Origin of the sequence: Anaerococcoides asporogena (genome assembly GCF_029590275.1) — a bacterium.
GTDB lineage: Bacteria > Bacillota > Clostridia > Clostridiales > Clostridiaceae > JG1575.
Window position 1 is genome coordinate 926,765 of sequence record NZ_CP120965.1, and the last position, 26,963, is coordinate 953,727.

28 protein-coding genes and 1 pseudogene are annotated in these 26,963 nt (G+C 42.4%); 19 read left to right on the forward strand and 10 right to left on the reverse strand.

Going from position 1 to position 26,963, the window contains the following annotated elements:
- Positions 1–25 precede the first annotated feature (25 nt).
- From P6M73_RS04375 to P6M73_RS04395, 5 genes are all read right to left on the reverse strand, one after another.
- Positions 26–637 carry a transposase gene (locus tag P6M73_RS04375; protein WP_277854897.1) on the reverse strand — a complete coding sequence of 204 codons (612 nt, stop codon included), beginning with the start codon at positions 635–637 and terminating at the stop codon, positions 26–28.
- A complete protein-coding gene (locus P6M73_RS04380; protein ID WP_277854898.1) occupies positions 628–759 on the reverse strand; it encodes a hypothetical protein in 132 nt (43 codons plus the stop codon). The genes P6M73_RS04375 and P6M73_RS04380 overlap by 10 nt, the downstream gene beginning before the upstream one ends.
- Before the next feature lie 84 nt (positions 760–843).
- Positions 844–1,728, reverse strand: coding sequence for a hypothetical protein (locus P6M73_RS04385; RefSeq protein WP_277854899.1), 885 nt, complete (start codon positions 1,726–1,728; stop codon positions 844–846).
- The gene (locus P6M73_RS04390; protein ID WP_277854900.1) at positions 1,725–2,633 is read right to left on the reverse strand and encodes a hypothetical protein; all 909 of its coding nucleotides are present in this window, start codon (positions 2,631–2,633) and stop codon (positions 1,725–1,727) included. The genes P6M73_RS04385 and P6M73_RS04390 overlap by 4 nt, the downstream gene beginning before the upstream one ends.
- A gap of 132 nt (positions 2,634–2,765) precedes the next feature.
- Positions 2,766–3,905 carry an IS630 family transposase gene (locus P6M73_RS04395; RefSeq protein ID WP_277854901.1) on the reverse strand — a complete coding sequence of 380 codons (1,140 nt, stop codon included), beginning with the start codon at positions 3,903–3,905 and terminating at the stop codon, positions 2,766–2,768.
- A gap of 159 nt (positions 3,906–4,064) precedes the next feature.
- On the opposite strand from P6M73_RS04395, the pseudogene P6M73_RS04400 reads away from it, so the two are divergent.
- The 6 genes and pseudogenes from P6M73_RS04400 to P6M73_RS04430 all read left to right on the forward strand — a co-directional run.
- Positions 4,065–4,247 (forward strand): annotated as a pseudogene (locus tag P6M73_RS04400) (IS5 family transposase); the annotation flags it as partial.
- A gap of 272 nt (positions 4,248–4,519) precedes the next feature.
- Entirely contained in the window at positions 4,520–5,461 is a 942-nt protein-coding gene (locus P6M73_RS04405) for an SHOCT domain-containing protein (RefSeq protein ID WP_277854902.1), read from the forward strand.
- Positions 5,462–5,526: 65 nt separating this feature from the next.
- Entirely contained in the window at positions 5,527–6,717 is a 1,191-nt protein-coding gene (locus tag P6M73_RS04410) for a phage portal protein (protein WP_277854903.1), read from the forward strand.
- Between the two features lie 31 nt (positions 6,718–6,748).
- Positions 6,749–7,924 carry a recombinase family protein gene (locus tag P6M73_RS16940; RefSeq protein ID WP_489666487.1) on the forward strand — a complete coding sequence of 392 codons (1,176 nt, stop codon included), beginning with the start codon at positions 6,749–6,751 and terminating at the stop codon, positions 7,922–7,924.
- A 432-nt stretch (positions 7,925–8,356) separates the two neighbouring features.
- Positions 8,357–10,555 carry a hypothetical protein gene (locus P6M73_RS04425; RefSeq protein WP_277854905.1) on the forward strand — a complete coding sequence of 733 codons (2,199 nt, stop codon included), beginning with the start codon at positions 8,357–8,359 and terminating at the stop codon, positions 10,553–10,555.
- Positions 10,556–10,567: 12 nt separating this feature from the next.
- Complete coding sequence (locus P6M73_RS04430; protein WP_277854906.1) at positions 10,568–12,247, forward strand: LeoA/HP0731 family dynamin-like GTPase; 1,680 nt, start codon at positions 10,568–10,570, stop codon at positions 12,245–12,247.
- A gap of 474 nt (positions 12,248–12,721) precedes the next feature.
- Here P6M73_RS04430 and P6M73_RS04435 read toward each other — a convergent pair whose 3' ends face one another.
- The 4 genes from P6M73_RS04435 to P6M73_RS04450 form a co-directional block, all read right to left on the reverse strand.
- Complete coding sequence (locus tag P6M73_RS04435; RefSeq protein WP_277854907.1) at positions 12,722–12,925, reverse strand: general secretion pathway protein; 204 nt, start codon at positions 12,923–12,925, stop codon at positions 12,722–12,724.
- A gap of 26 nt (positions 12,926–12,951) precedes the next feature.
- Positions 12,952–13,761 (reverse strand): IS1634 family transposase, encoded by an 810-nt coding sequence (locus P6M73_RS16945; RefSeq protein WP_489666488.1) that lies wholly within the window; start codon positions 13,759–13,761, stop codon positions 12,952–12,954.
- A 62-nt stretch (positions 13,762–13,823) separates the two neighbouring features.
- A complete protein-coding gene (locus P6M73_RS04445; RefSeq protein WP_277852971.1) occupies positions 13,824–14,042 on the reverse strand; it encodes an ErpK protein in 219 nt (72 codons plus the stop codon).
- Positions 14,011–15,765: an IS1634 family transposase gene (locus tag P6M73_RS04450; RefSeq protein ID WP_277854909.1), complete on the reverse strand. Its 1,755-nt coding sequence runs from the start codon at positions 15,763–15,765 to the stop codon at positions 14,011–14,013. Before P6M73_RS04450 ends, P6M73_RS04445 begins: the two co-directional genes overlap by 32 nt.
- Positions 15,766–16,051: 286 nt before the next feature.
- On the opposite strand from P6M73_RS04450, the gene P6M73_RS04455 reads away from it, so the two are divergent.
- The 3 genes from P6M73_RS04455 to P6M73_RS04465 all read left to right on the forward strand — a co-directional run bounded on the left by P6M73_RS04455 (position 16,052) and on the right by P6M73_RS04465 (position 17,402).
- Positions 16,052–16,336, forward strand: a complete 285-nt coding sequence (locus P6M73_RS04455; protein ID WP_277854910.1) for a dihydrofolate reductase family protein — start codon at positions 16,052–16,054, stop codon at positions 16,334–16,336.
- Between the two features lie 200 nt (positions 16,337–16,536).
- A complete protein-coding gene (locus P6M73_RS04460) occupies positions 16,537–17,106 on the forward strand; it encodes a hypothetical protein (RefSeq protein ID WP_277854911.1) in 570 nt (189 codons plus the stop codon).
- A 119-nt stretch (positions 17,107–17,225) separates the two neighbouring features.
- Positions 17,226–17,402, forward strand: a complete 177-nt coding sequence (locus P6M73_RS04465) for a hypothetical protein (protein ID WP_277854912.1) — start codon at positions 17,226–17,228, stop codon at positions 17,400–17,402.
- A gap of 252 nt (positions 17,403–17,654) precedes the next feature.
- On the opposite strand, the gene P6M73_RS04470 is transcribed toward P6M73_RS04465, so the two are convergent.
- Positions 17,655–19,580, reverse strand: a complete 1,926-nt coding sequence (locus P6M73_RS04470) for an ABC-F family ATP-binding cassette domain-containing protein (RefSeq protein WP_277854913.1) — start codon at positions 19,578–19,580, stop codon at positions 17,655–17,657.
- Between the two features lie 591 nt (positions 19,581–20,171).
- On the opposite strand from P6M73_RS04470, the gene P6M73_RS04475 reads away from it, so the two are divergent.
- The 10 genes from P6M73_RS04475 to P6M73_RS04520 all read left to right on the forward strand — a co-directional run bounded on the left by P6M73_RS04475 (position 20,172) and on the right by P6M73_RS04520 (position 26,460).
- Complete coding sequence (locus P6M73_RS04475; RefSeq protein WP_277854914.1) at positions 20,172–20,651, forward strand: hypothetical protein; 480 nt, start codon at positions 20,172–20,174, stop codon at positions 20,649–20,651.
- 460 nt (positions 20,652–21,111) lie between these two features.
- Positions 21,112–21,483, forward strand: coding sequence for a hypothetical protein (locus P6M73_RS04480; RefSeq protein ID WP_277854915.1), 372 nt, complete (start codon positions 21,112–21,114; stop codon positions 21,481–21,483).
- 204 nt (positions 21,484–21,687) lie between these two features.
- Entirely contained in the window at positions 21,688–22,185 is a 498-nt protein-coding gene (locus tag P6M73_RS04485) for a CHAP domain-containing protein (protein WP_277854916.1), read from the forward strand.
- Positions 22,186–22,302: 117 nt separating this feature from the next.
- On the forward strand, positions 22,303–23,025 hold the full coding sequence (locus tag P6M73_RS04490; RefSeq protein ID WP_277854917.1) for an SAM-dependent methyltransferase: 723 nt from the start codon (positions 22,303–22,305) through the stop codon (positions 23,023–23,025).
- Between the two features lie 57 nt (positions 23,026–23,082).
- Positions 23,083–23,214: a hypothetical protein gene (locus P6M73_RS04495; protein WP_277854918.1), complete on the forward strand. Its 132-nt coding sequence runs from the start codon at positions 23,083–23,085 to the stop codon at positions 23,212–23,214.
- A 12-nt stretch (positions 23,215–23,226) separates the two neighbouring features.
- Positions 23,227–23,502 carry a GNAT family N-acetyltransferase gene (locus P6M73_RS04500; protein ID WP_277855733.1) on the forward strand — a complete coding sequence of 92 codons (276 nt, stop codon included), beginning with the start codon at positions 23,227–23,229 and terminating at the stop codon, positions 23,500–23,502.
- A gap of 198 nt (positions 23,503–23,700) precedes the next feature.
- Positions 23,701–24,645 (forward strand): prenyltransferase/squalene oxidase repeat-containing protein, encoded by a 945-nt coding sequence (locus P6M73_RS04505; RefSeq protein ID WP_277854919.1) that lies wholly within the window; start codon positions 23,701–23,703, stop codon positions 24,643–24,645.
- 116 nt (positions 24,646–24,761) lie between these two features.
- Positions 24,762–25,220 (forward strand): DUF3788 family protein, encoded by a 459-nt coding sequence (locus P6M73_RS04510; protein ID WP_277854920.1) that lies wholly within the window; start codon positions 24,762–24,764, stop codon positions 25,218–25,220.
- A 152-nt stretch (positions 25,221–25,372) separates the two neighbouring features.
- On the forward strand, positions 25,373–25,837 hold the full coding sequence (gene aac(6') / locus P6M73_RS04515) for an aminoglycoside 6'-N-acetyltransferase (protein ID WP_347276318.1): 465 nt from the start codon (positions 25,373–25,375) through the stop codon (positions 25,835–25,837).
- Between the two features lie 185 nt (positions 25,838–26,022).
- Positions 26,023–26,460 (forward strand): GNAT family N-acetyltransferase, encoded by a 438-nt coding sequence (locus P6M73_RS04520; protein WP_277854921.1) that lies wholly within the window; start codon positions 26,023–26,025, stop codon positions 26,458–26,460.
- Positions 26,461–26,963: the final 503 nt, after the last annotated feature.

Genomic DNA, 26,963 nt, shown 5'->3' on the forward strand with positions numbered 1-26,963 from the left:
GAGGGTTATGAATAATTGCTACTTTTCAGGAAGCAATTGCATAAACCTCGAAAGATATGTAGAAATTGAAGACTTGGTTTTTGTCAAAAAAAGAAGCAAGCTGCTTCCTCAGGTTGCGGAAGGAATTCATCACAACAAAACTAACACAGATCATCACCTCAGTGGCTTGCTGTGTTCTCTCCATAATTCTGTCTAGACCATACTTCCGTTTGCTTTCTCCGATTTTGGCTTCCACCATATTGCGATCGCCAGCCTCCTGGACCTCTGCTGCTCGCTGCTGCTGGCGCACCTGAGGATCCTTTGGGGGTCTGCCAAGTGCCGGACCGTTCATTCGGATATTCTTGCTTTTGCAGAATGCCAGGTTGGCTTTGTTTCGATATATCTTATCTGCCAGGATCCTTTCAGGATATGATCCTGTTCTTTCTTTGTAACGCTCTGCACTCTCTTGCAAGGTCAGGGCTTCATTGAAGTTTTCAAACGAAAAATACTCCATTCGCACATACCCATCCAGCGTTGAGAGGGCAATTTTCGAACCAAACTCGGTGTTGACGGATGCCTTGCCCCGCTTGATAGGCCTCACCCAGGGCTGGGACACACTGACAATTCGACGTTCGATCCGGTTATTTTTTACTTCCACATCTCAAACTGCTGATCATGAATCAAAGACAGTGTCTTGAGTGCATCGATCGTCTTTGGGCTGATGGGTTTGTTCATGGCTGGTGAGTCAAAGTATCCCAGGCAGCGTTTCAGCAATTTCAAGAGAATACCCTGTTTTTCTCGGAACTGGGCTGGTGGTTATTTCACTCTAATGATTCTGAGTTTTACAGAGTTTTATACTAGAAACTATTCCTTAACGACCAATTGATTTTTACGTGGACGTCCGCGCTTACCCTTGTTCGTCTTTTTCACCACGTAGTCCGGGGCGCATCCCTCAGGGATCTCAAAGCCAAGAGCCTCGCATATGTCCACCTGTTTCCCCACAAATGGGGTAATGTACGCCTTCGTGTTGGGGTGCTCGATATAGCGAATCGGCCTCATCTCGTTTAACACATCCGCTACCGAATGAAACTGTTCGCCCAGCTTTGTTTTGCGGACATGGCTTAGGTAACAGCCCATGATCTGGGCAACAAAGAGAATAAAGGAACGACCAATTTTTCCAGTTTCCGTTGATGTACGCTGGCGGTCGGCTCCCAGGACCCCTTTCATCAGGGCAAAATACTTCTCCTGTTCATCCCGCAGCCTGTAATGCCGGTTAGCACTCAACGCATCCATGTCCAAACCATGGGTCGTGTTGGCAAAGAAACCTGCTTCTCGCCGACACCGGATGACCTTGGTCTCATCCAGGCTGAAGTCCTCCAGGATTCGAGTTTTCGCATTATACTTCAACCGATAAAACCGGTAGACCTGTTTGAGCGTTTCATCATCATCCAAGGGGATTTGGTTAACAAGGGACGCTTCCAAGGCTTCTCTCTGAGCTGCCAGAGCAATGTCCAGATCCGTTAGTTCATTGCCTCGGCGGATGGGATCAAAGTACAGGTTCAGTTTCAGATTTTCTGCTTTCTTGACGTTGTCACGCTGCCCTTCGATCTGGTAATCCATATCTTTCTGCAGATAGTAGATCCGTTCCTCCGGATCCACTTGCATACCATCCGGGTGGTGGCCGAAGTTTCCGAATTCATCGATCAACTGACGAACATGTTTCTGGCCGGTTTTGGTTCCCATGATCATGCGTTGCTGCTGGTCGATGTATAGTTCCAGATTGCGGATCGATTCATACCCCGGTCAGTGATCAGGATGATTCGTTTCATGCCGGCCTGTTTCAAATCCTTCAGGATCACGGCCAGGCTTCGGGAGTCAGGGGTGTTTCCGGCAAAGCTGCGATAATAGACTGGCATGTGGCCATCCAAGGTGTAGACTACTACTTCCAGGGTTTGTGGAAGGGGCAGATGTTCTTTGTTCCGCCCGTAATGGATATCTGCCAGCGAGTGTCCGTAGCTGGAACAGCTTGTGGAATCGACAGCACAAACCTCATTGTCGTGGAGTCGGCGTGCCCGCAGACGCAAGAACGCCATGCGATCCTGCTCTGTAATGGACTGGGTAAACCTTGTAATATACGGAGAAGAGAGTGGCTTTGCCCGTGGTGTTTTTGCTATGCGCTGCCAGGAAGCCAGTTGGTTATAGGTCTCTCGTCCACAAAGTAGATAGAGGGCCAGTGTCATGAGGGTATCTACTTTTTCCTTATCTCCGTCAAATGTGCTCATGAGGTCGAATCTCAGGCCGGTCTGTTCCGCAATCTTCTCCAACAGCCATATGTCGCCATAGAGCCGGTTCTCATCCTGACTTTCAATAACCGGCCTTCCCGCCTTCCGTCGTCCTGACAGTTTGTCAATTTCACTTAGATCCCAGCCTTCCGGGAAGATGAGTTTATCTCGTTCCTCAATAGACTCCAGAAGATAATTCTTTCCCGGAATAAACTTAAGATCATCTGTTACCGTCCCCCAATAAACGTGACGGTATTCCCGTTTTCCGGTCTTTGGGTTCACTCTGGCCGGCTGTGTACTGGCATAGTGGTATCCATTATTGTGATGAATCGATACCCGGTAAGGGCTGTTAGAATCCGTGGGACGAGCCATTGTTATCCCCTCCTATTTTTAGTATAATTATACTAAAAATAGGAGGGGATAACAAGATGGAAAGGACTGATTTTCTCAGACATTAGAATGGTTTCAGGAGTTTGCAGATCGTTACTAGTACCTTGTAACATCTTAATTTGTACTAATAACCGGGTATAAATGCTTCAACTTACATCGTGCATCGGTTACATCGAATTGCCAGTCTACTGACTTCTGATTATAGTTTCGCTGTGTAGCCCAAGACTTCACTTCTCGATCCATCATCTCGATTGTTGGGATTCTTCGACCGAGACATTGAGTTGTTAATGCACTAAGTTCTATTTCGGCTATGTTAAGCCAACTTCCATGTTTTGGAGTATGATGGATCTCCAGTCGTTGGCTCAGGCGGAACGCATGAGAAGCCGGAAACCGTTCATACAATGCTGAAATGTTGTGGGTATTGAGATTATCCATCACAAGTACGACCTTTTCGCAGTCCGGATAGTCTTCTTCCAAAAGAATCCTAACCTGTTCTGCCCAATCTTGTTTGGTGCGTCGTTCCGATGCATCACACCGCCGCCAGCCGCCTAAAGGTTCTGTAAAAAGGAAAAGGCTGCAAGTCCCTTTGCGAATATACTCGTTATCTTCCTTCCTCACAGATCCAGGTGCTGCGGGAATCGGCTTTCTGGCCTCATCCAGCAGCTGGCATGGCTTTTCATCCATGCAAATGACTGGAATAGATGGATTGAAAGGGCGAGTATATACCGCCAGAACGTCTTCCATGCAAGCGACAAACGCAGCATTTTGATCGGCAGGAATACACCAGCACTTCTTTAGATGAGGTTGAAATTCGTTTTTTAGGATCCTGCCCACCGACGTATGAGAAATGGTTGGGACAATCTCCAACTTGACTGCTTCCTCTGCAACCAGGCGCAAAGTCCACCGCTCAAACCCTGGAGGTGGATTGCTGCAACAGATCGCTATGATTCTGGCTTCAACATCCCCTGTAAGTTTAGGATCAATGGGTGGCTTTGTACGTTTCTTTCGATCGAGCGCAGCTTCCAAACTCTGAGTAGCATAGGTTTTTCGAACTGTCTGGACAGTTTGCCGGTGCACATGAAAGCGCTCTGCAATCACAGGAGAACTGGCTTTGTTTGGATTATTAATGTCTGCAGCCAAAAGGATATTAGCATGAAGAATTCGTTTCGCGGTGGCCTTTCCTTTATTGACAATGTTTAGGAGTTTCACCCGTTCTTTATCACTGAGGTCAACAACATACGATACTTTAGGCATACTCACACCCCCTACTTAGAGGATATCAGAATATGCGATTATAGTATAGTTTTAAGTGTTACAATGTACTAGTATAATTGTTTGCAAAACTTAGATAATGATACCGGTCTTAGCTTCCGCTAAGGCCGGTATCATTAGAGTGAAATAACCAAACAACGCAAATCATCCGTTCGAAGCAAAGTGGAGCACCCATTTTTGATCGTCAAACGGTTCTTTGGTTATGCCAAAGTAGTTTATCGGGGGATCAGCAAAAATTTGAATAGATTCAACATCTTGTTTGCCAGCGCCAATTTGTTGAATTGTATTCGTGCAAAACGAACGAAAGAATTCTGCATGGGATAAGTGCGCCCGAAATTGGGGGTTAGCCCACAAAACGGGCTGAAATCGCACTAAAATCCAGCATTTTTGTGCACCCATGAGCAAAAAAACAACATAATGAACGAACTGGGAAACGTTAACCTCAAATAATCAGTGTTTCCTTAGTTCTCTTGAGCAATGAATAAAAAAGTTTCTTGACATAGAAAATTGAATAATGGGTTGAAGTTATTGTTCGTTTTACTTTAGAAAGTGATGCACGTATAATTAATAGTAACAGTATTTTTATGGAGGAAATCATGCAGTTTAAATACGTAGGAACATTGCCCATTGATTTTGAGAAGGCATTTAATGGTATAGTCACTGTTGCTGAAAAGATCGGTAGACTAAAACGGGCTGATAAACCTAATAGAAAAATAGTTTTTAAGACCGGGATGAAAATGGATGTAAATAGCATTCTATATGATATTGATATTGAGCCAATCGGAGATAATGTTGCACTTACTTTTCTCGTGGAACCTAAGCTTGGATCTATTTATTCTCCAGAAGTGAAATCCGATAAATATTTCGGGTTACTAATTGAAGAGATTGAAGAAGAAATGAAATGCCGTTATAACCCAGATAACACTATTTTTAAAGTACCATTTAGTGCAAGTAAATCTGTAGGGAACTTTTTTCAAATTGATGAAAAGCAATCTAAATTTGCCATTTTCCCTTATGGATTTTTATACAGATCAGGTACGCCTCCTCTAGAGCAGTGGACATATAACTTCGATTCACTCGTTAGTTTCGAACTAATTGAGGATGGAGAAACTATTACAAAAGGAGGACTTGGGACAGCAGTTCTAGGGGCTATGACGTTTGGTTCAGCTGGGGCAATTGTAGGGTCTGTGGTTGGTGGAAAAAAGAGTAATGGAGTATGCTCACAATTAGAAATAAAAGTTGTCCTCGACAATATGGAGAAACCAGTGGATTACATTGTTTTATTAAAAAAATCTACACCACGTAAGAGTATGACTTATAAGGCTTTGAAGAAACAAGCTTTTGAATGTTTAGCGTTATTGGAAAACATACTGGAAAGTAATAAAAGACATATTGCTAATACTGTGATTAACGATACTCCATCTCTCGAACACGCTTCCGAAGCAGATGAATTGCTTAAATTTCATGAGCTAATGGAAAAAGGTATTATCTCTAAAGAAGATTTTGAAAAGAAGAAAAAACAAATTCTTGGACTATAAAATTATTATCAGAGCATCTACTTAAGTGGGTGCTTTTTTCATGCACATTTTTGGAGGTGCTGCCGATGGGCATTTTATCAATGTTTTTTAAATCCAGAGACAAGCCGACTGATTACTATTCTGGCTCAAACTACTCGTTCCTGTTCGGCAGCACAACCAGTGGAAAGGCCGTGAATGAGTTCACTGCCATGCAGACCACTGCAGTGTATTCCTGTGTCCGGATCCTCTCAGAAGCCCTGGCATCGTTGCCACTCCATGTTTACCGATACACTCCCGCCGGTAAAGAACGGGTCTACGATCACCCGCTCTGCTACATCCTTCATGATGAACCGAACTCGGAAATGACGTCCTTTGTTTTTCGGGAAACACTAATGAGTCATCTACTCATCTGGGGGAACGCTTATGCTCAAATCATTCGCGATGGAGCCGGGAGGGTAGTAGCTCTCTATCCGCTGCTGCCAAACAAAATGGAGGTCTGGCGGGACAAAAGCGGGGAAATCTACTACACCTACTCCAGGACATCAGATGAAAACTATAAAGACGGACCGGCTATCCTTCGAAGACAGGATGTGCTGCACATCCCTGGGCTAGGCTTTGATGGACTTTTAGGGTATTCACCAATTGCCATGGCTAAGAACGCTGTAGGTATGACCATCGCCTGCGAGGAATATGGGGCCAGTTTCTTTGCTAATGGTGCCAATCCGGGCGGTGTCCTGGAACACCCAGGGGTTCTAAAAGATCCTAAAAAGGTCCGAGATTCCTGGAATGATGTGTACCGCGGCTCCAATAATGCCCATAAAGTGGCGGTACTCGAGGAAGGCATGAAATATCAGCAAATAGGTATTCCGCCTGAAGAAGCGCAGTTTTTAGAGACTCGAAAGTTCCAGATCAATGAAATCGCGCGGCTCTACCGGATCCCGCCTCATATGGTGGGAGACTTGGAGAAGTCGAGCTTTTCAAATATTGAGCAGCAGTCGCTGGAGTTTGTGAAGTACACCCTGGACCCTTGGGTCATTCGATGGGAGCAAGCCCTGCAGCGATCACTCTTTCTCCCCAAAGAGAAAACCGAATACTTCATTAAACTCAATGTCGATGGACTCCTTCGAGGAGATTACCAGAGTCGAATGAATGGATATGCCATCGGAAGACAGAATGGCTGGCTGTCCAGCAATGATATTCGTTTGCTCGAGGATTTGAACCCGATCCCGGAAGAAGAAGGAGGGAACCTTAAATTACACCAGAGCCTTAAAGAGTAAGAATATCGGAGTCTTCTTCGAAAAGGAGAACATCCACACCCTGGATGCCAAAGGAGAGGTACTGATGACTATTATGGCATCGTTGGCTCAGCAGGAGAGTGAGTCCTTATCAGCAAACGTAAAGCTTGGGTTACAGTTTCGATACCAGCAAGGGAAAGTCCAAGTCAATCATAATTGGTTTTTGGGATACACCAAGGACGAAGATGGACACCTCATCATTGACCCTCTCCAGGCCGAGGTGGTGAAGCGGATATACCGGGAGTACATCAGCGGCAAGAGCCTTCTTCAAATCAAACGCTCCCTGGAGGGTGATGGCATCACAAACGGAGCTGGGCATATCAGGTGGCATGAAAGTAACATCAAGCAAATCCTCACCAATGAGAAATACATCGGCGACGCCATCCTTCAAAAGACATATACCGTGGACATACTTGAGAAAAAGCGCGGAACCAATCAGGGGCAGGTTCCAAAGTATTATGTGGAGAATAGTCACGAGGGAATCATCGAAAGAGATCTTTTTCTGAAAGTGCAGGAGGAAATTACTCGAAGAGCAAATTTGACTGGCACCAATCGAAAGCGGATCTACAGTGGGAAATATGCCCTGTCAGGGATTGTGTTTTGCGGAGGATGCGGAGACATTTACCGGCGAATCAAGTGGAATAACCGAGGACTTAAATCAACGGTGTGGCGCTGCGCTTGCAGAGTAGAACATGGCAAGAACGGATGCAATGCCAGGACTTTAGCAGAGGATGTATTGCAGGAGGCGGTGTGGATGGCTATTAACGAGACGTTCCAGGAAAAGGATGAAGTCCTGGCCATCTTAAGGGAAAACATCCAGAGCACTCTGGAGGAAGATACGGAGAATCGAGCGGAAGAAATTCATGGCAAAATCAGAAGCCTCCAGGGAAAGCTCTTGAGCCAAGTAAACAGCCAGGATTCTGTCGATGATGTTGGAAATGAAATTTTAAGGCTGCGGGAGGAGAAGGAGGGGTTATTTCAAGAGAAGTCAGCAAAAGAAGACTGGAGAAAACGGATGAATGAAATGATCGGTTTTCTTGAGACTTCATCATGCGCTTTAACCGAGTATGAAGAAAAATATGTGCGGATCCTGGTGGAGAGAATCACCATCTTTGATGATCATCTCAAGGTTGATTTCAAATCAGGAATTTCTGTTGATATACAAGCAAGAAAAGAATTGCCACAGTGACCCTGGGGTTTTAATTATTTCCCGGAAGTCCTGGGTAAATCGATCAAAAACGGATATTAACCTAATAATAAAGTGTCTTCACATTGGCATAGAATAATGGTAAAAGATACTTCCTTTTGGTTATACCTATGCTAGAATAACTGTATGCTTGTAAACGATGTGAATATTTTCTCCATAATCATTGTTTGATTGAAGTACTTGTTAATTCCGAACAAAACCAGTATTAAATGGGGTGAAAGACAGTGTTTAAACTTCTGGTACTATGTTATGCTGTGATGAAATATTCAGCGTTAGTGAAGAAAAACAAAGCCAAGCAGGATATTGCAGATGCAATAATGAATCAAAAGAGGAAAAAATAATAGCCCACAATGGATAACTGTTTAATCATGGTGGCTTTTTGATTAGTACTAGTGAGGAGGTGTTTCATTAATAATGGGTTCTTCGAGTGAGATTTATGAGAGAGTAATAAATAAGGTTAATTATCTGATTCATTCCCTAAATTTAGATAATTCGGATGAAGAAATCACTAATATATTAGATAGTGCCCGGAATAGATTAGAGGGGATACTTATAGAGTTAAAAAGTTCATTTGATATCCTTCGGTCAAATGCAGAATGGGACGTTTTTAGTATTGCCTTTTATGGAGAAACCAATGCTGGGAAGTCAACACTTATTGAAACATTGCGTATTTTACTTAGAGAACCTACAAAAGAAATGGAGCGAGAACAATTTAAAACATTATACAATTCAAAACTCGATGCTGAAAACCAAATTATTTATTTAATCAGTATGGTGGAACAAATAAATAAAGAATATCAGTTAAGAATTACTGATATTGATAATAATTTAAAAATCAAAGATTCTGAAAAATCGGACCTGTTCTCTAGCATTGCCAGACTAAATGACAAACAACAACAAAATGAACTTTTTTTATCTATTAAACGTGAGTTATCTATATTCTATACAATTGGTTCCTTTTTCGGAATATTGAAAGAACAAAACGAACAGCAAATAATCAGGGATAAAATAAAAAACTATAATTCAGATCTCACTTTGTTAAACACTCACACTTCAGAGTTACAAGGCGCTAGGAAAGCTGTGCAAATCGAAGGCGAAGAAAAAGTTAGGAGTTTAAAGATTTCTAAAGAATTCTTAAATAATGAAATAACACGAATATCAAAGGAGCTATCAGGTAAGTCTGATGGAAATATAATAGGTGATGGAAGGTCTGACTATACACGCAAAGTAGCAATTTATGAGTTTGAAAGTAATGGGCAGAAATTCGCTATACTTGACCTTCCGGGAATTGAAGGAGACGAAGATCTTGTTAAAGATGAGATTAATGATGCTGTGCAGAAAGCTCATGCTGTATTTTATGTAAGTTCAGATGCTAAACCGCCCCAAACAGGAGATAATCAGAAAGAAGGAACTATTGAAAAAATAAAAAATCATCTTTCCCAACAGACAGAAGTATATTCAATTTATAACAAAAGAATTAAGAACTATAAAAATTTAGTACCTAATCTAGTCAATGATGATGAAAAAAATAGTTTAAAAGACCTTGATGAAAGAATGAGGGAGAGACTAGGTGATCATTATAGAGAACACTTCATATTGAGTGCTTTTCCGGCGTTCCTTTCCATTGCTAATTGTTACGAAAATGATTTTGAGAGAGAACAAAAAAAGTTTTTTAGTAAAGTTGAATCACCAGAAACTCTTTTGAAATTAAGCCAAGTAAGTAATTTTAGTGATTGGATCAAAATTAATCTTGTAAAAAATTGCAGAGAAAAAATAAAAAAATCAAATTATAAAAAAATTAAAATCACAATTGAAAAGGCTAGGAGTGAATTATCAGATATCCTAAACGAATTTAAATTAAATGAGGAAAAGCTGATTAAAACCAAAAAAGGAACCGATTATCAATTAGATGAGGCAGTTGAAATTCTAAAAGAAAATCTAAATTCGACTATCCGTCAGGCTGTTAATGCATTCACAACACAATTAAGAATTATACTTTACAGTGATATTGATAAAGGTTTGGACAATAATGAATTTAATAGAATTTTTGAACTTAGAAAAAAAGAAGAATTTGAAAAACTAAGAGAAAAAATTGAAAAAGCAATTACTAAAATTATTAGTGAATTCGAAGGTGAAATTATGGATATTGTAAAAAAACATAATCGTTACGAAACTGAATTGTTAAATAATTTCCGCAATTTACAATTTGATTTTAATTTCGAAATTCCGGATTTTAATAAAAAGGTTAACTGGGGCAAAATAATTGGTGTTGGCTTAGGTTTAGTTGCATTGTTTATTAATCCTGCGGCATGGGGAATTATTGTTATTGGTGCTGCAATCTCCATTGGAAGAGAGGTATGGGGTTATTTTGATCCTAAGTATCGAAAATCTCATCAGAAAAAAATTTCGGAAGACTTAATAAAAAAAATGGAGGATAACATCTTAAATGTTTTATTGAAAGAATTGGTCGATGGTTATGAACCTATAAATAGTAGTCTAGAAAAAATAAAAAATGAGTTACTTAGTTCGATCGACCAATTTAAATCAATTAATAAAATTTTTAACGGAGCCAAATTAGAGATTGAACTATTAATTACAGAAATGGAAGCATAAGGAGTAGAGTTAATGGAAACGGTTGAAGTTTTTCGAGAAAAACAAAAAAAGACAGTTGAAGTTCTTGAAAGGTTACTAGCCTTTTTGGAAAGTGGGAAAAAATTTGGAGTCAAAATTGATGAGAAATTAATAAAAAAGATCGAGAACGGTATCAACACTACTGAGACTGAGAGACTAAAAGTTGTTTTGATTGGTGGTTTCTCAGAAGGGAAAACATCCATTGCAGCTGCATGGTCCGAACACTATGACAAAACTACAATGAAAATCAGTCAGAGTGAATCTTCGAACGAAATAGTAACTTACACTCTTGGTGATATTGAGTTAATTGATACTCCTGGATTATTTGGATTCAAGGAAACTGATGATAAAGAGAAATATAAAGATGTTACAAATAAGTATGTAAGTGAATCTCATCTTGTGCTATATGTAATGAATCCCTATAATCCTATAAAGGAAAGTCACAAGGAAGAATTAACCTGGCTTTTTAAGGACCTAAACATTCTATCCCGCACAGTATTTGTTATTAGCCGGTTTGATGAAGAAGTAGATCTTGAGGACAACGATTCTTTCGAACGTGGGCTTAAAATTAAGAAGGAAAATATATTAGGACGATTGCGGGCATTTGATATAATTCAACCGTACGAAGATGTGAGCATTGTAGCTATTTCAGCAAACCCTTTTGGCAAGGGTATTGATTATTGGCTTGGTTATCTCGATGAATACAAGAATCTTTCCCGTATTCAAACATTAAAAGAAGCTACAACAAATAAGATAAAATCTGTTGGAAGCAAACACGCACTGATTTTGTCCTCTCAAAAAAGTATAGTTAAGGATATTTTTCTTAGAGAAATGCCAATTGCTCAAGAAAGGGTAAATAAAAGTGCAAAAGAGTGCATTCAATTGAATGAGGTATGTAATGATATTGAAAAAGATCTAGAAAAAACCAAACGCAAAATTATCAATGCACGTACTAATTTACGTGAGTTTATTACCAATTTTTTTACTAATTTAATTTTACAAGCCCAAGGAACAAACATAGAAACATTTAATGATTTTTTTCAAAATAACATAGGAAGTGAAGGCGTTGTTCTTGAAGCGCGAATTAATAATGAATTTGAACGTCAACTGGGAAATACAGCTCGTGAAATTAATAGATTGAATATAAGCTTCAATGCAGGAGTACAACATTATACCAACGTAGTTGGTGATTTAGCCTTCAATGGCTTGAAAATGGGTAATGAATTTTTGAAAAATGGATTTATTAATATTGACAACATGGCTGTTTTAGCAGCACGCGATATGTTGAAATTACCAATAAAATTTAAACCTTGGGGAGCAATTAAGATAGCTAATGGAATTAACAAAGCAGTGCCTTATGTTGGTGCATTCATCGGTATAGCACTTGACTCATGGGAAGCCTATGACCAGAACAAAAAGGATAAGGTATTTTCCGAAGCCATAAGTAGCATGGTTTCAGATTTTAATGAACAAAGAAAAGAATATTTAAACTTTCTCAATGATGAAGAAAAATTTATTCCTCAGTTTTTTCCTGAATATTTAAAGCTAATAGACCGTATAAATCTTATAAAACAAGAATTGGAAAACAAGGAACAACAGAGTGAACAATTTATACAATGGAAAAAAGAGGGCGAAATTATTGAGGTTGATTTTGAGGAAATTAATAAAGGATAAGGATGGATGTGTATTTTTTCATCTATCGAAAAAATCAGGAATTAGATTAGCTCTTTTACTTCTCAATACAAGACGGTATTTTTCAACTATGAGTCTAGGGTATCATAACGATCGTCTCTACCCTTGGGATGGAGTTCTCTTGTGACAATTTCCAAACATTCAAGCCCCAATGAAATTTTTCCTCAAACGCAAATCCCAGCAAAAAGTAATATGAAAGTTTTCCTGATACACAAGCTCCCGAAAACCATTTAATGACATCCTGACCTTTGTCTCAATCCATCCCAAAATATATTCAAGACATCCTAACCGTGGTCTCAATTCATTCCAAAATATATTCAAGACATCCTAACCGTGGTCTCAATTCACGTTGAGTGTTACTGCTATTGTTCCTTGTCCAGAAGTTGATGGTATTTCTTGTCCGGGAATTGCTGGAAAGAATGGCAAGTTGAGAGAAATTTCAACTTGCCATTTTGTTTAGCTCAGTTCACCATTGATGACCAGTTTGACCATGTGGTCGTCAATGATTCGCTTTCCACTTTGGTAACCAAAGATCAGAGTGCTGGTACACACTTGGTTGACTAGCCTGGCGGATCCACCGGAATATCGATAGATTGCCTCAGTAGCCTCATCTGAGAAGAGCTCATGGTCGATCCCGGCATATTCCAGGTGGCGTTTCATGTATCCTGGATTCCCGGAACACATAACTATGATGGGGTCTCAACACCCATGAATTCATAGATCAACCTCTGTTTGTTGAGAATCTCACCAACCCTCAAGTCATGGCCTGGGTTTTCAAAGCACTCTATGACGTCCAGCTTGTCCAGCAGAGACTGCATTGTGTAATCTTTGAACATTCCTTTATCCTGCATCTGCTTTTTGAGGTAGGACAAATAGATGAGCGCGACGAAGGCCACAAAGAGTTTTCCATCCAGGCTTTTTTCTGAGGAAACCAAGAGTCGCCTCAGATTGAGCCGTTCCTTGATATTGCCGAAGGCCTTTTCCACCAGATCTTTATTCCGATACAGCGTCAAAGCCGTGATGGCATCCATCTTTTCATTGGTCATCAGCGCAAAGAATCCAAAATAGCGCTTCGTCTGTTTGACCACATCTTCTTTCACGGTAACTTTAATGCCCCTTACCGGGGTATCTGTCACTTCAAAGTATTTCTTGTAGAACGTCTCATGATCGGGATTACGTTTTCCGCTTAGGATTTCCCCCTTCATCGACAGCAGTCGTCGATCAAAATGAGCTTCTTCATCCGCGTATTTTTCAATGTTGAAGTAAGCGTGCAGGTAGACCCGGCGTTTTTCTCGGATGACATCTTTCTTGTTGGGGCGTTCTTTTTGAAACTCCCAGTCAGTCAGAATGGTTGAGGAGTATAAGCCATATTGCTCATCCAGGTTTTCGAAGGATCGGATGCTGTCATAGATCCCGTCGATATGTCTTCGGATATAGGCCAGATGCGTGCCAGCGGCAATGATGAACTTCAGTCGCTCCCCAAGAAGCGCATTGATTGTTAACTTCTCACGTTTTACCTACTCAAAGTCCTAATCAGCACCTGGTTTTGCATTTCTTATCAATCGATACTCCCAAGAAATGCCATGATTTCAGCATAAGTTTTGCCGCTTTTCTCAACAGCTTTGATCAGTTCGTTTCTTTGAATTGACCTCTGCTTTTCCTGGAGGTCTTCGAGTTCCTTCGCGGCATTATCATACTTGGCCTTAGCCTTTTCAAAATTCTCCTTTGCCTGGGCTATCTTCTCGTCAATAGAGATTGTCTTCCTCGTACGCGCCATCTTCCTCATCCCTTTCTGGCATCGCGGCCACTTTTAACAGCTCACTTAATCTCGTTGCGCTGGTTTTGATATAGTTTTCATCGATACCGAAGGCTTTCAGTATCGTCTTTTGTGTTGCGGTTATGGCGTGATCAAGCCGGTATACGTTATCCATCTGCCGCACCATTTCGATTTTTTCCAGCTCTTTCAGCGCAGCTGGAACGGTCATGTAATTCGGCTTCTTTGCCATTTCTTTCATCATTGCTTTTAGTTGCGTATAAATCTTGCACCGCACAATCAACGCCACAAATTCAATGAATATCTTCGCGGCGGCAGACTCATTCCCCGCGACTCGCAGGCTTTTATTGCCCAGGTAGGATTTGTCTCCACGGAATAGCTTCTCTGATGCATCTCGGCTCTTATACAACGAGAGCGCTTCTGCTGCTTTCATTTTTTTTGACGTGACGATCACAAAGTATCCGCAAAGATCAATTTCCTTCTCGATCACTTCGCTCTTTTCTTTTGCATAAAGAAACTTTTTTGTGCCATCATTCTTTTCATGGGTAAAGATTTCAAAATACTCATGATAGGCATCTCCGAATGTCAGCGACTTTCCCTCCTGTTTTTTTAGAAATTCCGCCATTTTTTGAATTTTATCTTCCAGGCATCCACGCTCTGCACTTTCTTTTTTCACTTTATGATAGAGATGGAAATATCGATCCATTTCATCATCCGCATAGAGCTTCTCCTGAATCGTCTTCCCGTAGGCCTGATATTCAGGAATCACGCAAGACCTCTTTTTCTCAAAGCTGCCTTTATGTTTCAAGATGATCTTTTCGACAAAAGAAGCCATCCCCTTGACCATGATCACGAAATCATACTGGCACGAGTCCATGTACTGAATATTTTTCTTGCTGAAATATCCTCGATCAAGAATAAAACCAATCTTGCGATAGCCATATCCTTTTGCCTTCTCCAACATAAATTGCAACTGGGACACGTCGACGATACTGCCGGGGTAGGTTTCATAAAATAGCGGCTCTTTATTATTCACATTATAGGCAATCGAATAATTGAATATGGGGACGCCCTGATCATCCTTGGGATGCCCGAATTCAGCCATCTCGATGTCGCCGGCCTGACAGTTTTTGTTGGTTGAATCGTAGGAAATATAAATCTGCTCCCGGTGATTCCGGGATGCATTCCATTGATTGAGGAATCCGACTTTGTCATCGCTTGTTATCGATGAGAGAAACCGAGATACCGTGGAGTCACTGTAGATCGTCATGTCCTCTGTTAGGAGCGGATGATTGTAGGCGTAATCCGGATAGTATTGCCCGGCATTATTTTCACAGATAATAGAATAAGCAGCCAGATCAAGAAACAGTCCGACACCTCGGTTGTCCCAGTAATCGGAAAGAATTTCAGGTAGTTTGTATTCTTCCATGATCTTGCGAATGACAAGAAATGCCCCGACACAAAGGCAACTGCTGCGATCGGAATGATTCCGTTCATCGGGCAGGGCGACCTCTGGGAAAAACTTGATAAAATTTTGGTTTGGCTGCATCATCGCTGGATCCACCCTGGACTGTTTTCCAATCGTAGTTCGCTGGGGAACGTTATACTTCTTTTCGGCGTTGTAATGACGGGCATAGGTGTATTCAATATAAGTGGTTTCACCGCGCCGGTTCACCGTAATTTTGCCTGTATTTTCCGGAATCTTTACGAGAAAATCGTAGTACATTTTTACTCCTTTTTAAGAATGATATCCTACTCAATTAAGTATAGCAAAAACCCCGCATTTCCGCAACCGAAAACGCGGGGAACAGGCTCTATTCCTTGCTTTAAATAGGTTTATTATGGAATTAATTAGTGTTGAGTAGGAGAAATCATGGGAAGTTCACAATTATGTTTCCAAGAATTGCTATTTAGTACCGAGTGTGATGGAGATCATGGTTATTCTGAGACTTATGATACAATAGACACAATTATATAAGGCCGAAGAACGATAAGGCAGGTGACCACTTCCCATGAAAAATAGGCAATGCCATGATATTTTTATCTTATCCACAAATGATAATGTTGCAGATTTTGCCAAGAAATTGAAACAAATGAACGGTTTGAATATTTGGATTTTCGGAGAAAGGGAATTGTTTCATGATTTTGGAGAGCAGCGCTTAGTGGATGAATGGATTATCAATGCAGCGCCAACTATCATTGGAGGTGGTAATCCTCTTTCTAAGAAGGTGAATATCGTAACACGTTTTATTTTAAGGTATAAGACGCTTCATCCAAATTACGGAACTTCACTATGAATCTACATAATGCGATTATATAGATTACTGGGAGCAAAGAATGTCATATTAATTTTCCATTGTGTTTTTGATCAGAAATAGCTTTTACATAAGATTAATTTGATAATATTAGTCGCCAATGCCCTACTAGGTACAAAAGGGCTTGGCTATCATCAAATTAACATTTATGAACCAATCAAATTGAAGGGGGAAAAGTAAAAATGGCAAGAGTTTATGGAATAAAAAAGAAGTTGTCGTTAAATAATGTTGATGAAAAAATAGTAAAAGAAATCATCGGCAACGAAGATTTAGTAGATGTTATTTCGCGAATGGAGAGGCTGCTTGACCATGATATGATGCGTGAGATTTTAGATTCATGCGCTTGTGGAGGTGGACAGAAATTTTTAGAACAATGCAAAATGATTGGAAAAGACCTGACTGGGAAATCGTTAGATGAAAAGGTAAATCATCTGAATAACAATATTTTTGATTGGGAAAAAATTATTTTCAACGGGAACAATTTATTGACAGGAATTCTTTCATACAAAGGAAATGAAAAATACAAATGCGTCTGTTCCGCCGCCGTAAAAAAGGGCATGACGGTTTCTGATCTCACAGGCGATAAAGATGATCGCACTATGCCGCTTTCTTATTGCTTTTGTTGTGCCGGCTCATTTCGGTGTCACTTACAGCTACAACTGGGCGTTGAGCTAAAAACAAAAGAAATTGTTTCATCACCGATTAACAGCAAGGGGCAAAAACCTTGCGAGTTTATTTTTGAGATACTATAAAATAAGAAAGCGCAATGTTTAGTGTAAAGTTACTGTAGGTCGAAAATGAAAGAGAATAAGCCCAAGTGCTAGAACGTTAGTAACAACCAAAAACAAACTACACGAAAGGACTTATTCTCATGCCTATCTTAACAGATTTCAACTCAATGTTCACCTCTCTCCGACAAGGTTTTGATTCAAGAATGGCAAGCGGTACCCTCACCATGGATCAGGTGGTACAGGAGACTCACGAGCTAACGGATCGGATTGCCCGTGAGCAGATCAAGGATAATGTCAGGTACTCGATGAGCGCCTGAGGAACCCACAGTTGCGGAAAAAGGAAAAGGTCCGGAAAGGCCTGATATCTGTTGTTTCCAGACTTTCCGGAAAGAATCACCGGATACCGGAAACCAATTCTCTTCATTTCCATAGTCTCAGGGAAAAGTTCCTTGGGAGTGGTAAACAAGGGTAGGGTGGCACTGCATGAGTCTTTTTCGGTGCCTTGAGGTTGATCGGAGCGACCAGGTCTAGGGGATTGGCAATTGAAAGTTTTTTAACTGTCGATGAACTCAACTTCTAAGTTTCTCGTATTCCTCAACCAGAGATGTCAGATACTCTTGCCGTTCCATTTTTTTCAATAATTGTTCTTCGAGTTGATCTTTCTCAGCCAGCAAAGGTTCCAGCTTGGTATACTCAGTGGAATAGCGAATGATTTCATTGGAAATATGATCCAGCTTTTCTTCCAGTTTCTGGATCTCTTCATCAATGGTCTCAAATTCGCGCTTTTCGTTATATGATAATTTGGTCGGGGTTTTTACCCTGGCTTTTTTGTCTTCAACCAGTGCGGCCTTACTTTTAACATCTTTTAATGGTTCACTGCTTTCTGTTAGAAGGGTATTGGCATTTCGGTTATTCCTGGCGAAGTCAGAGTAATTGCCGGTGTACTGAGTTACATTCCCTTTTCCATCCATGTGTAAAATCTTATTGCAGATTCGATCCAGGAAATAGCGATCGTGGGACACGGTGATGACAGGTCCTCGGAAGTCGTCGATGTATGCTTCCAATACCTTCAATGTATCGATATCAATATCATTGGTCGGTTCATCCAATACCAGGACATTAGGGGCTTCCATCAAGATTTTCATCAGGTAGAGGCGGCGCTTTTCCCCGCCGGAAAGCTTATTGATTGGTGTCCATTGCAGATCTGATGGAAACAGGAAAGTTTCCATCAGCTGGGAAGCACTGATCTGATGTCCGTCGGAAGTCGTCACATATTCTGCGGTCTCCTTGATATACTCAATAGCCCGAAGGGATTCGTTCATCCATTCGATCCGCTGTGAAAAATAAGCCAGCTTTACGGTGTCACCCAATTCCACAGTCCCTGCATCGAGTGGTGCTTTTCCGATGAGAATATTTAATAAAGTGGTCTTGCCGACTCCATTATCACCAACGACGCCGATGCGATCGTCCTTTTGGAAGGTATAGGTAAATCCGTTCAGGATCCTTGTTGCACCGTAACTTTTCTGAAGGTTGTTGAGTTCAATGATTTTCTGACCCAATCTGGAGTGGATGCTGCTGATTTCAAGCTGAGAATCAGAAATATCCACCTTTGCGTCCTTCAACGCATCAAACCGCTGAATCCGAGCCTGCTGTTTGGTGCTTCTGGCTTTCGCGCCTCGCTGGATCCAGGCCAATTCCTTTCGATAAAGATTCAGCCTTTTTCTTTCAATGGCACCAGCTAATTCCTGGCGTTCAAGCTTTTTTTCCAGGTGATACGTATAATTTCCTTCATATACATATAAATTCCCCTGATCGATCTCCATGATCTTTGTGACCACTCGATCTAAAAAATACCGATCATGGGTGATCATCAGTAAGGAACCTGTCATCCGCCGGATATGTCCTTCCAGCCAGTCGATCATTTTATTGTCCAGATGATTGGTGGGTTCGTCTAAAATCAGCAGGTCACATGGCGTTACCAATGCCCCGGCCAGAGCTACTCTCTTTTTTTGCCCACCGGATAAGGTCTTCATCTTTCTCGTAAAATCATGAATCCCCAATTGAGTTAAAATGGTCTTGATCTGACTTTCCATATCCCAGGCGTGATTCGCGCTCATTTGATCGCTCAATTCAGAGAAACTTTTTTGAATATGCTCATCCAGCCTGCCGGCTGTCATTTCTTCCAATGTGTTCTCGTAGTCCCGAATCAATCGCAGGACAGGGGTATCTCCTTTAAAGACCTGTTCCAGGATCGTGGATTCCTCGTCAAAATCCGGATCCTGGGCTAAGTACTCGATTTTCATCCCACTGGACTTTTGAACCGTGCCGGTCTCACTGGTCTCCAATCCAGCAATGAGTTTTAACAGAGTCGACTTGCCCGTTCCGTTAATGCCAATCAGCCCGATTTTTTCATCAGCGATGCTGAAAGAAATATTTTCAAAAAGCAACTTATCTCCAAAACTCTTTGACAGATTGGTTGCGGTTAGTAAGCTCATATCGTCTGCTCCTCGTAATCAGTAAGGTAAACGCTAGGTAAATGATAATAATAGGGATTATTAAACACCCAGGCGAATCCACAATAGTGCCGTAGCAATAAGTCCGCCATGAAAATCTCTTCTGGATTTTTCGAAGGTGGTCTTACATCGCCCAAGAAAATGAAAGCATCAAGAGCTCAAATAATAGGATCATCACCAAAGTGCCTGGGTATTATTCTACCACAGCATCCATCCTGCGTGAGAAAACAGATTTCACATTAGCCTTGGCATCAATCTATAATCTGGCTCGAAGCGATCACAAAGACAGCCATCACCCTGCGTAATGTTCGATCCATCAGTTTTTGGTCTTGAGAGTGATGTTGATTCAAGGTAAAATTTTTTTTCTCCATGCGAATCGGTAGTTCAGGATATACAGGATTGAGAATTTATAGTGCTTCTGGGATTCCTGGTGCTCCCTCCATAAGAATTTGACAAAGGAAAGATTGAACTGCATCCTGCAATCAGGATAAAAATTACGATATAATCTGAAATAGGATAACATCAGTTGAGCTTGGAAAGACAATAAATCAGATGAAGCAGGGAGACAAGAACATGGAAAATGAAGAACAGGATTACATAGAATTGACTTATGAAGAGTATCTAGAGAAGTGTAAAGAGATCAAAGCCAGGAACGAGGTATATCTGGAGGAATTCTGCAAGGATCTGGAAAAGGAAGGCTTAACCGAAAAAACGATTCAACGGCATCGCAACAATGTGGATTTTTATATCAATGTATACCTCACCAGGGAAGAACCTTTGGAAATGATTGAAGGAGCCTCGCCATATAAAATTGATGATTTTTTAGGCTGTTTCTTTATAAGGAAGTGTACCTGGTCAACCCCCTCCAGCATCAAAAGTAATGCAGCCAGCATCAAGAAGTTCTATAAAAGCATGCTGGGACGGGGACACATTGACAGAATGGATTATGAAGTGCTCACCACCACGATCAAGGAAATGATTGAGGAATGGATGTCAACCTGCGAGATCTATAATGATCCGGATGAAGAAAATCCCTTCGCGTTCTTCTTTTAATGGCTGAATCCTCCTCAAAACGGAATCACATTCAATGAGCATGAATGTGGTCGGTTCGAAGCGTTTTTTTCTAAACAACTGTCACTCGGAATCATGGATCTTGAAATAAACTCAAAATCACCGGATGTTACTTTGCATCCGGTGATTTTTTTATTCAGTGCTCAAGTCATGTGTCTAAATTGAGATCAAGTCCATGGAATCGATTGAAATGAGAACCAACCGAATCAAAGGGTGATATTATGAGGATATCAGACAGCGATATTATAGTTTACATCTGATCTGGACTTGCGAACATTGGATCAAATCCGGTAGGAGATCATCCTGAGGATATGGATGGGTAGTAAACGCCTTCCTGTTCTCGTAGCCTCTGCGAGAACTATGAATGGTCTATGAGTGTCCATGGAGGATTCATTGAATTATGCTGCGGGGTGCTGATGAAAAGTATTGGAGTAAAAAGAGGATGATGGACCAACAGAATGACCTGGCTCAAGCATTGAAAGTAATTGAATCCACAATTAGAAAGTGTGAGAAGATAAAGCCGAAATTTCTGGAAGGCTCACCGCAGAATACACTGCTTCGAAATCGCCTGAAATCCTTGGCTCTATCGAGCGATCTGATTACCTGTGTCGCTGAGCAGAAAGAAACTGGAAGCTATTCAGAGGATGAACTGACTCAGGCGCTGCCCCCGATTATTTCGATCATCAGCAAATGCGCGGCCGCTCAGCAGAAGCACGAGATTGGATCCCGTTATCATCTGCAGTGCCAGAAGATCATTGACGCGATGACCATATCAAAACAACTGATACAGGAAGAGATCGAAAAGATAACATGAAAGCAGTGCTGCTGATCTGCGCTTAAGCCAGCATTTTAGAGCCTCGGCAGAGTCGAATAATCCATAAAGTGGGGCTGCAATAATGCCTTCGCTCAGACTGTATGAACCATCCAGGAGTGGAGCATTTTTGTCATTGAAGAAGGAAATGAATCTATTCTAAAAAACAAGACAGACCAGCAGAGCTATTAAACTTGGGGGAAATAGATGAATCAAAGACTTGCTAACGTTGCGCGGCAGGAAGCTCAGAGAGGCTTCCACGGTTTTGTGATGGGAACACAACCGAATTTTGAAGAGATCATCTCGTTATTCCCGGCCTGGGATCTTGATAAATGGGATAATCACTGGTGCGCCGCATTTGTGTACTACTGCTGCACCAAGGCGGGAATCAACCTGCCGGTACGATACCCGGACCAGCGCATAACCTGTAACTTTGCAGGCTGCAACGCCTGGGAACAATGGTCAAAACTGCCTCATGTCCATAACTGGCATGATTTCCATAAAGCTCATTTTACGCCGGAGCCCGGTGATATCGTCTTGTATGACAGAGTCTTTGAAGACAAAGAGCATGACCACATTGGCATCGTTCTGGAACATCTTGATAACAAAATGATGGTGGCTGAGGGGAACTTCAATAACGTTTCCGCGATTGTGGAACGAGACCTGGATGAGCATATCAGAGGGTTCATTCGGATTCAGCAATAAGGGCCATACAATCCAAGCCTGAGAATGCCTGGCAACCTATGATCAAAACCGACTGAAAATAGTGGTTTAATCCTTGATCGATGACTGTGGAACTTGAAAAGATTGGGAGGGAGTACTTTGTTGAAAAAATTTCCGAAGACAGAGCAATATGATGAGAACTGGATCCACGAGAACTGGATGGGCCCGAATCCATTGTGGCTGCTCGAAGAGCTGTGCCAGCACCTGGAATTGAAGCCAGGCATGAAGGTTTTGGATATGGGCTGCGGTAAGGGCATTACTTCAGTGTATCTGGCGAAGGAGTTTGGGGTAACGGTCTTTGCCAACGATTTATGGATCAGTCCTACGGAGAACCTGAAGCGGTTTGAAGAAGCCGGCATCAGCGACCGGGTATTTCCGATCCATGCCGAAGCCCATGCCCTACCCTATGCCGAGGGATTCTTTGATGCCGTGATTTCCATCGACAGTTATCAGTACTACGGAGCCGATGAACTGTATTTTCCCTGCACCTTGTCAAAACTGGTGAAGCCAGGCGGTCAGATCGGGATCGTGGTTCCCGGATTAACCAGAGAATTCGATCAGGGCTATCCCCAGACGCTGAAAAAACACTGGGTGGGGGAAATGTTCAGCTTCCACAGCAAGGACTGGTGGCGGCATCTCTGGGAAAAGACGGGTATTGCTGAAATCACTGCCTGTTATGAAATGGAGAATCCGAAAGAACTCTGGTTTCCCTGGGCGATATGGGCACAAGAACATCTCAGGTTTGATGACGTGGATTTCTTGAATTCCGATAGGAATAATGACCTGTCAATCATTGTCATGAGCGCGGTCAAGCACGAATAGTTCAGGCATTATGCCCGGCCGTGCCAGATACCGTAAAAACATGAGATAGGAGGAAGCATGGTAGAGATTCGAACTGTTCAGCCGGAAGATCAAGAAAGCTGGTACCGTCTTGACCGGCATTTGCCGGAGAGTGAATTTCAAAAGAAAATACGTGACCGACAGGGCTATGTTCTGCTGGAACATAATTAAATAATTGCCCTTCTGCGGTACAACTTATTCTGGGACAATACGCCATTCTGCACCTTGCTGTTCGTGGAGCTCCAGTCTCGAGGAAAGAGATTTGGAAGACGCCTGATGGAGCATTGGGCGAATGACATGAAAGACCACGGCTATGGCATGGTGATGGTATCAACTCAGGTGGATGAGGATGCCCAGAATTTTTATCGAAAACTCGGTTATAAAGACTGCGGTGGACTTACACTAGACCTTCCCGGGTATGAGCAGCCCATGGAACTGTTTATGGTCAAAGCACTTTGATCGAAGAGGGTTGAAAGGAACCGCTTTCACACCGATGGAACAACGGTTGCCTCTTCGCTCGGTCACCAAGTAAGATAATACCTTTGTTACCGGCCCACCATGGGATACGGTTGAGGGCTGTACGATTCAACTGCCGGGATAAATCAGTTGTTGGGATTTATCAGCCATTGGAATGAACAGCCAATAGGAGGGATCAGCATGGACCGCAAGGAAATTATTTCCTGGTTGCTGGAGGGGGATGTATCCATTCAATACCAGACACATCGGGATTTACTGAAATCAGATCCAGCGTTATTAAGGGAGTTAAAAAAAAGAATTGCCTCGGAAGGCTGGGGTTATGAGCTGCTGAAGCGACAAAACCCGGAAGGTCACTGGGGCCGTGCATTCTATCAGCCCAAGTGGACCTCGACCAATTACACCCTGCTCGACCTGAGATCCCTATGTACTCCGTGTACCCCTGGCATCACGAGGGCACTCCACGTGATTGTTGAAACATGCAAAGGCATGGATGGCGGGATCAACGGCTCAGTGACTGTGCCCGAAAGTGATTTGTGCATTAATGGCATGTTCCTGAACTATGGTTGTTACTTTGGCATTGAGGAAGAAGCGATCACATCCGTCGTGGATTTTGTGATCAGCCAGCAAATGGAAGACGGCGGTTTTAATTGTATGCTGAACCGATATGGTGCCAGGCACAGCTCGATGCACACCACAATCAGCACTCTGGAAGGAATCCGGGAATATCTTGATCAAGGATATGGCTATCGGCGAGATGAACTGGTTCAGATCGAAGGGGGAGCTCAGGAGTTTCTCCTGCGGCATCGGTTGTTCCGATCGGACAGAACCGGAGAAATTATCCATCCGGCCATGTTGCGGCTGGCATTTCCGACACGCTGGAAATACGATATTCTCCGAGCCTTGGAATATTTTCGAAATGCCGGAGCTCCTTGCGATGAAAGACTGCAGGAAGCATTAGAGGAAATCCTTAAAAAACGAACGAGTGATGGCCGGTGGAAATTGCCGGCACCCTATCCAGGTGCCGTCCACGTTGAAATGGAGTCAACCGGCGTGATCAGCCGGTGGAATACCCTGCGGTCATTGCGTGTACTCGACTATTTTCAAGGCTCTGAAAGAGTGGAGTAGAAGGGAAACAGACAGAAAGCTGACAGGAATCTGGCCTGGAAACAGAATTTACAACACCTGTCGGGCATAGCCGAATTTTTGCAGGAAAGCAAACTCATAGCGGGAGGCTGTTCAGCATGAAACCAATTGAAAAACAGATGCTTCGGAATCCAGACATAGAGCCAACAAGCGAGGTGCTGGAGGAAATACTGGGAACGGCCTACAGCACCTATGTTAAGTTTCTCAGCGAAATGGAACGCCGGGAGATCCACTTGGAGTGGCGGTACTATACCGATGGAAAGGCATGGCTTGGCAAAGGCCTCCATCATTGGACCGGCAGTCGCGGCGGAAAAAAGGAAGTTACTGTATTCTGGCTGTCGGTTTGGGAAGGGTATTTCAAGTTAACCATCTATTTTCCGGAAAAAGTACGATCCGAAGTCATGACCCTCTCGTTGTCCGATAAACTGAAGCAGAGGATTGTGGAGACAGATCAAATGGGCAAGCTGAAATTTTTCCCCGTTGTGTTTGAACTGCACACAGATGAATCCTTCGACGCAGTTTTGACGCTTTCAGAGTTCCGAAAAAATATCATATAACACGGATTCGCAGAATTCGAATTGAATGAGATGAAGAGAAACAGGAGGTACTGCAAAGTACTCTAAAACCTAAGGATTCTGAAGAAACTACCAGAACTACCAGAACTACCAGAACTACCAGAACTACCAGAAACTGGAAGAAATAAGAGGGAATGATGATAGAAATACCGATGAAAGAAACACGGATCAAGGAAGCAACGAAAGAGGACCTGGATGCAGTGGCGAATCTGGCTGTTTTGCTGTGGAACGGTCGCAGCATTCAGGAAATGGAACAGGAGATTTCAGAATTAATCTCTAAAGACCATTCCAGATTCTTTCTGATCTGCGAACAGGGAACGCCTGTCGGTTTTGCGCAATGCCAACTAAGGCATGACTATGTCGAAGGAACCGAAACCAGTCCGGTGGGTTACCTGGAAGGAATTTTTGTACTGCCGGCATATCGCCAGAAGGGATATGCCAGAGAGCTGTTGGCTGAATGTGAGAAGTGGGCAAAAGCGCAGGGCTGCAAGGAATATGCCAGTGACTGTGAACTGGACAATGAAGAAAGCTATCATTTCCATAGGGCGATGAAGTTCAAGGAAGCGAACCGAATCATCTGCTTTACCAAGGAACTCTGAAAGAATCACCAGTGGTTGCCGGATCAAGCGGATTCAGGCCGGCTGCCAAGCCAGATGCAGAGCGGATGTACTGATGCTGCAACCTGGGATATTGCTTGATGAAAGGGGGATGATATCTGTTCGAATCGTCCCTGCCAGGAACATTGGTTGAGTCAGGAACAACGGAATGAAGAAGAGGGAAATCGATGATCGAATATAGAGTATATACAAAAGAACTAAACGGATGGGACTTGGATGAGGGATTTTTTGAGGGCTGGCCAGCCCACCCGGATCAGGCGGTTCATCGAAGCATCTTGAAGGACAGCTTCAAATCCATTGTGGCACTGGATACCGATCGGAAGAAGATCGTCGGATTCATCAACATAATAAGCGATGGAATCCTGTCTGCCTATATTCCTTTGCTTGAAGTTGTGCCCAGATACAGGAATCGGGGAATCGGAAGAAAGTTGGCAGAACTGGCTCTTGAGGAGACGAAAGATTTCTACATGGTCGACCTATGCTGCGATGAGACGATGACTGCTTTTTATGAGAAATTCGGGATGGTTCCGGTACGAGGCATGATCCTGAGAAATCCCGAGAAGGCGATGGGGCGCTGTACGGAATCAACCGATCGGAATTGTTAGCCAGCTGAGGATTGATTTCAAGGCAATTCTGGTGACTTGAAGCAAGTGCTGTTTGATGGAGCAATTAAATCCGGTTTTTGGTACAAGTGCTTAGCATCAGACCAGGAAGCAGTTTCAGGATCAATCCGAATCAAGAGATGAATCCGAATCAAGGGGGCAATCATGTAAGCTCACTTCATACCAAATCAACAGGAAAGTGACTACGTAAGGAATCCGGCATGACTAAGGGATGACTCCAGATGGATCGGGAAGGCCTCCTGAGAAGCATGAAGATATAGAACAGCAACTCACACCATACAGAGTTGAGGGAATAGCTATTGTAGAATAATCAAATGCTGATATACAATGTTGCATAAATGGCCTTCCTACTAAGTGATATATTCCCGTGTCCCATAACAACTTCCTGGAGCAACCGGATGCGGGTTATGAAATTCTTTGGGAAACAGAAAATGAAATTTTCTGGGAAGCTGGGAGCAGCTGAAGGCATGGCAGTTATACTACTC

What these genes read in the sequence shown, in the direction of transcription:
- P6M73_RS04390 (WP_277854900.1), bottom strand. Translation starts at nt 2,633, where the DNA reads ATGGCTCGTCCCACGGATTCTAACAGCCCTTACCGGGTATCGATTCAT.
- P6M73_RS04510 (WP_277854920.1), top strand. Translation starts at nt 24,762, where the DNA reads ATGAAACCAATTGAAAAACAGATGCTTCGGAATCCAGACATAGAGCCA.
- P6M73_RS04445 (WP_277852971.1), bottom strand. Translation starts at nt 14,042, where the DNA reads ATGGCGCGTACGAGGAAGACAATCTCTATTGACGAGAAGATAGCCCAG.
- P6M73_RS04470 (WP_277854913.1), bottom strand. Translation starts at nt 19,580, where the DNA reads ATGAGCTTACTAACCGCAACCAATCTGTCAAAGAGTTTTGGAGATAAG.
- P6M73_RS04465 (WP_277854912.1), top strand. Translation starts at nt 17,226, where the DNA reads ATGCCTATCTTAACAGATTTCAACTCAATGTTCACCTCTCTCCGACAA.
- P6M73_RS04520 (WP_277854921.1), top strand. Translation starts at nt 26,023, where the DNA reads ATGATCGAATATAGAGTATATACAAAAGAACTAAACGGATGGGACTTG.
- P6M73_RS04385 (WP_277854899.1), bottom strand. Translation starts at nt 1,728, where the DNA reads ATGATCATGGGAACCAAAACCGGCCAGAAACATGTTCGTCAGTTGATC.
- P6M73_RS04405 (WP_277854902.1), top strand. Translation starts at nt 4,520, where the DNA reads ATGCAGTTTAAATACGTAGGAACATTGCCCATTGATTTTGAGAAGGCA.
- P6M73_RS04505 (WP_277854919.1), top strand. Translation starts at nt 23,701, where the DNA reads ATGGACCGCAAGGAAATTATTTCCTGGTTGCTGGAGGGGGATGTATCC.
- P6M73_RS04460 (WP_277854911.1), top strand. Translation starts at nt 16,537, where the DNA reads ATGGCAAGAGTTTATGGAATAAAAAAGAAGTTGTCGTTAAATAATGTT.
- P6M73_RS04395 (WP_277854901.1), bottom strand. Translation starts at nt 3,905, where the DNA reads ATGCCTAAAGTATCGTATGTTGTTGACCTCAGTGATAAAGAACGGGTG.
- P6M73_RS04480 (WP_277854915.1), top strand. Translation starts at nt 21,112, where the DNA reads ATGATGGACCAACAGAATGACCTGGCTCAAGCATTGAAAGTAATTGAA.
- P6M73_RS04430 (WP_277854906.1), top strand. Translation starts at nt 10,568, where the DNA reads ATGGAAACGGTTGAAGTTTTTCGAGAAAAACAAAAAAAGACAGTTGAA.
- P6M73_RS04450 (WP_277854909.1), bottom strand. Translation starts at nt 15,765, where the DNA reads ATGTACTACGATTTTCTCGTAAAGATTCCGGAAAATACAGGCAAAATT.
- P6M73_RS04425 (WP_277854905.1), top strand. Translation starts at nt 8,357, where the DNA reads ATGGGTTCTTCGAGTGAGATTTATGAGAGAGTAATAAATAAGGTTAAT.
- P6M73_RS04495 (WP_277854918.1), top strand. Translation starts at nt 23,083, where the DNA reads ATGGTAGAGATTCGAACTGTTCAGCCGGAAGATCAAGAAAGCTGGTAC.
- P6M73_RS04475 (WP_277854914.1), top strand. Translation starts at nt 20,172, where the DNA reads ATGGAAAATGAAGAACAGGATTACATAGAATTGACTTATGAAGAGTAT.
- P6M73_RS04455 (WP_277854910.1), top strand. Translation starts at nt 16,052, where the DNA reads ATGAAAAATAGGCAATGCCATGATATTTTTATCTTATCCACAAATGAT.
- P6M73_RS04435 (WP_277854907.1), bottom strand. Translation starts at nt 12,925, where the DNA reads ATGAAACGCCACCTGGAATATGCCGGGATCGACCATGAGCTCTTCTCA.
- P6M73_RS04410 (WP_277854903.1), top strand. Translation starts at nt 5,527, where the DNA reads ATGGGCATTTTATCAATGTTTTTTAAATCCAGAGACAAGCCGACTGAT.
- P6M73_RS04485 (WP_277854916.1), top strand. Translation starts at nt 21,688, where the DNA reads ATGAATCAAAGACTTGCTAACGTTGCGCGGCAGGAAGCTCAGAGAGGC.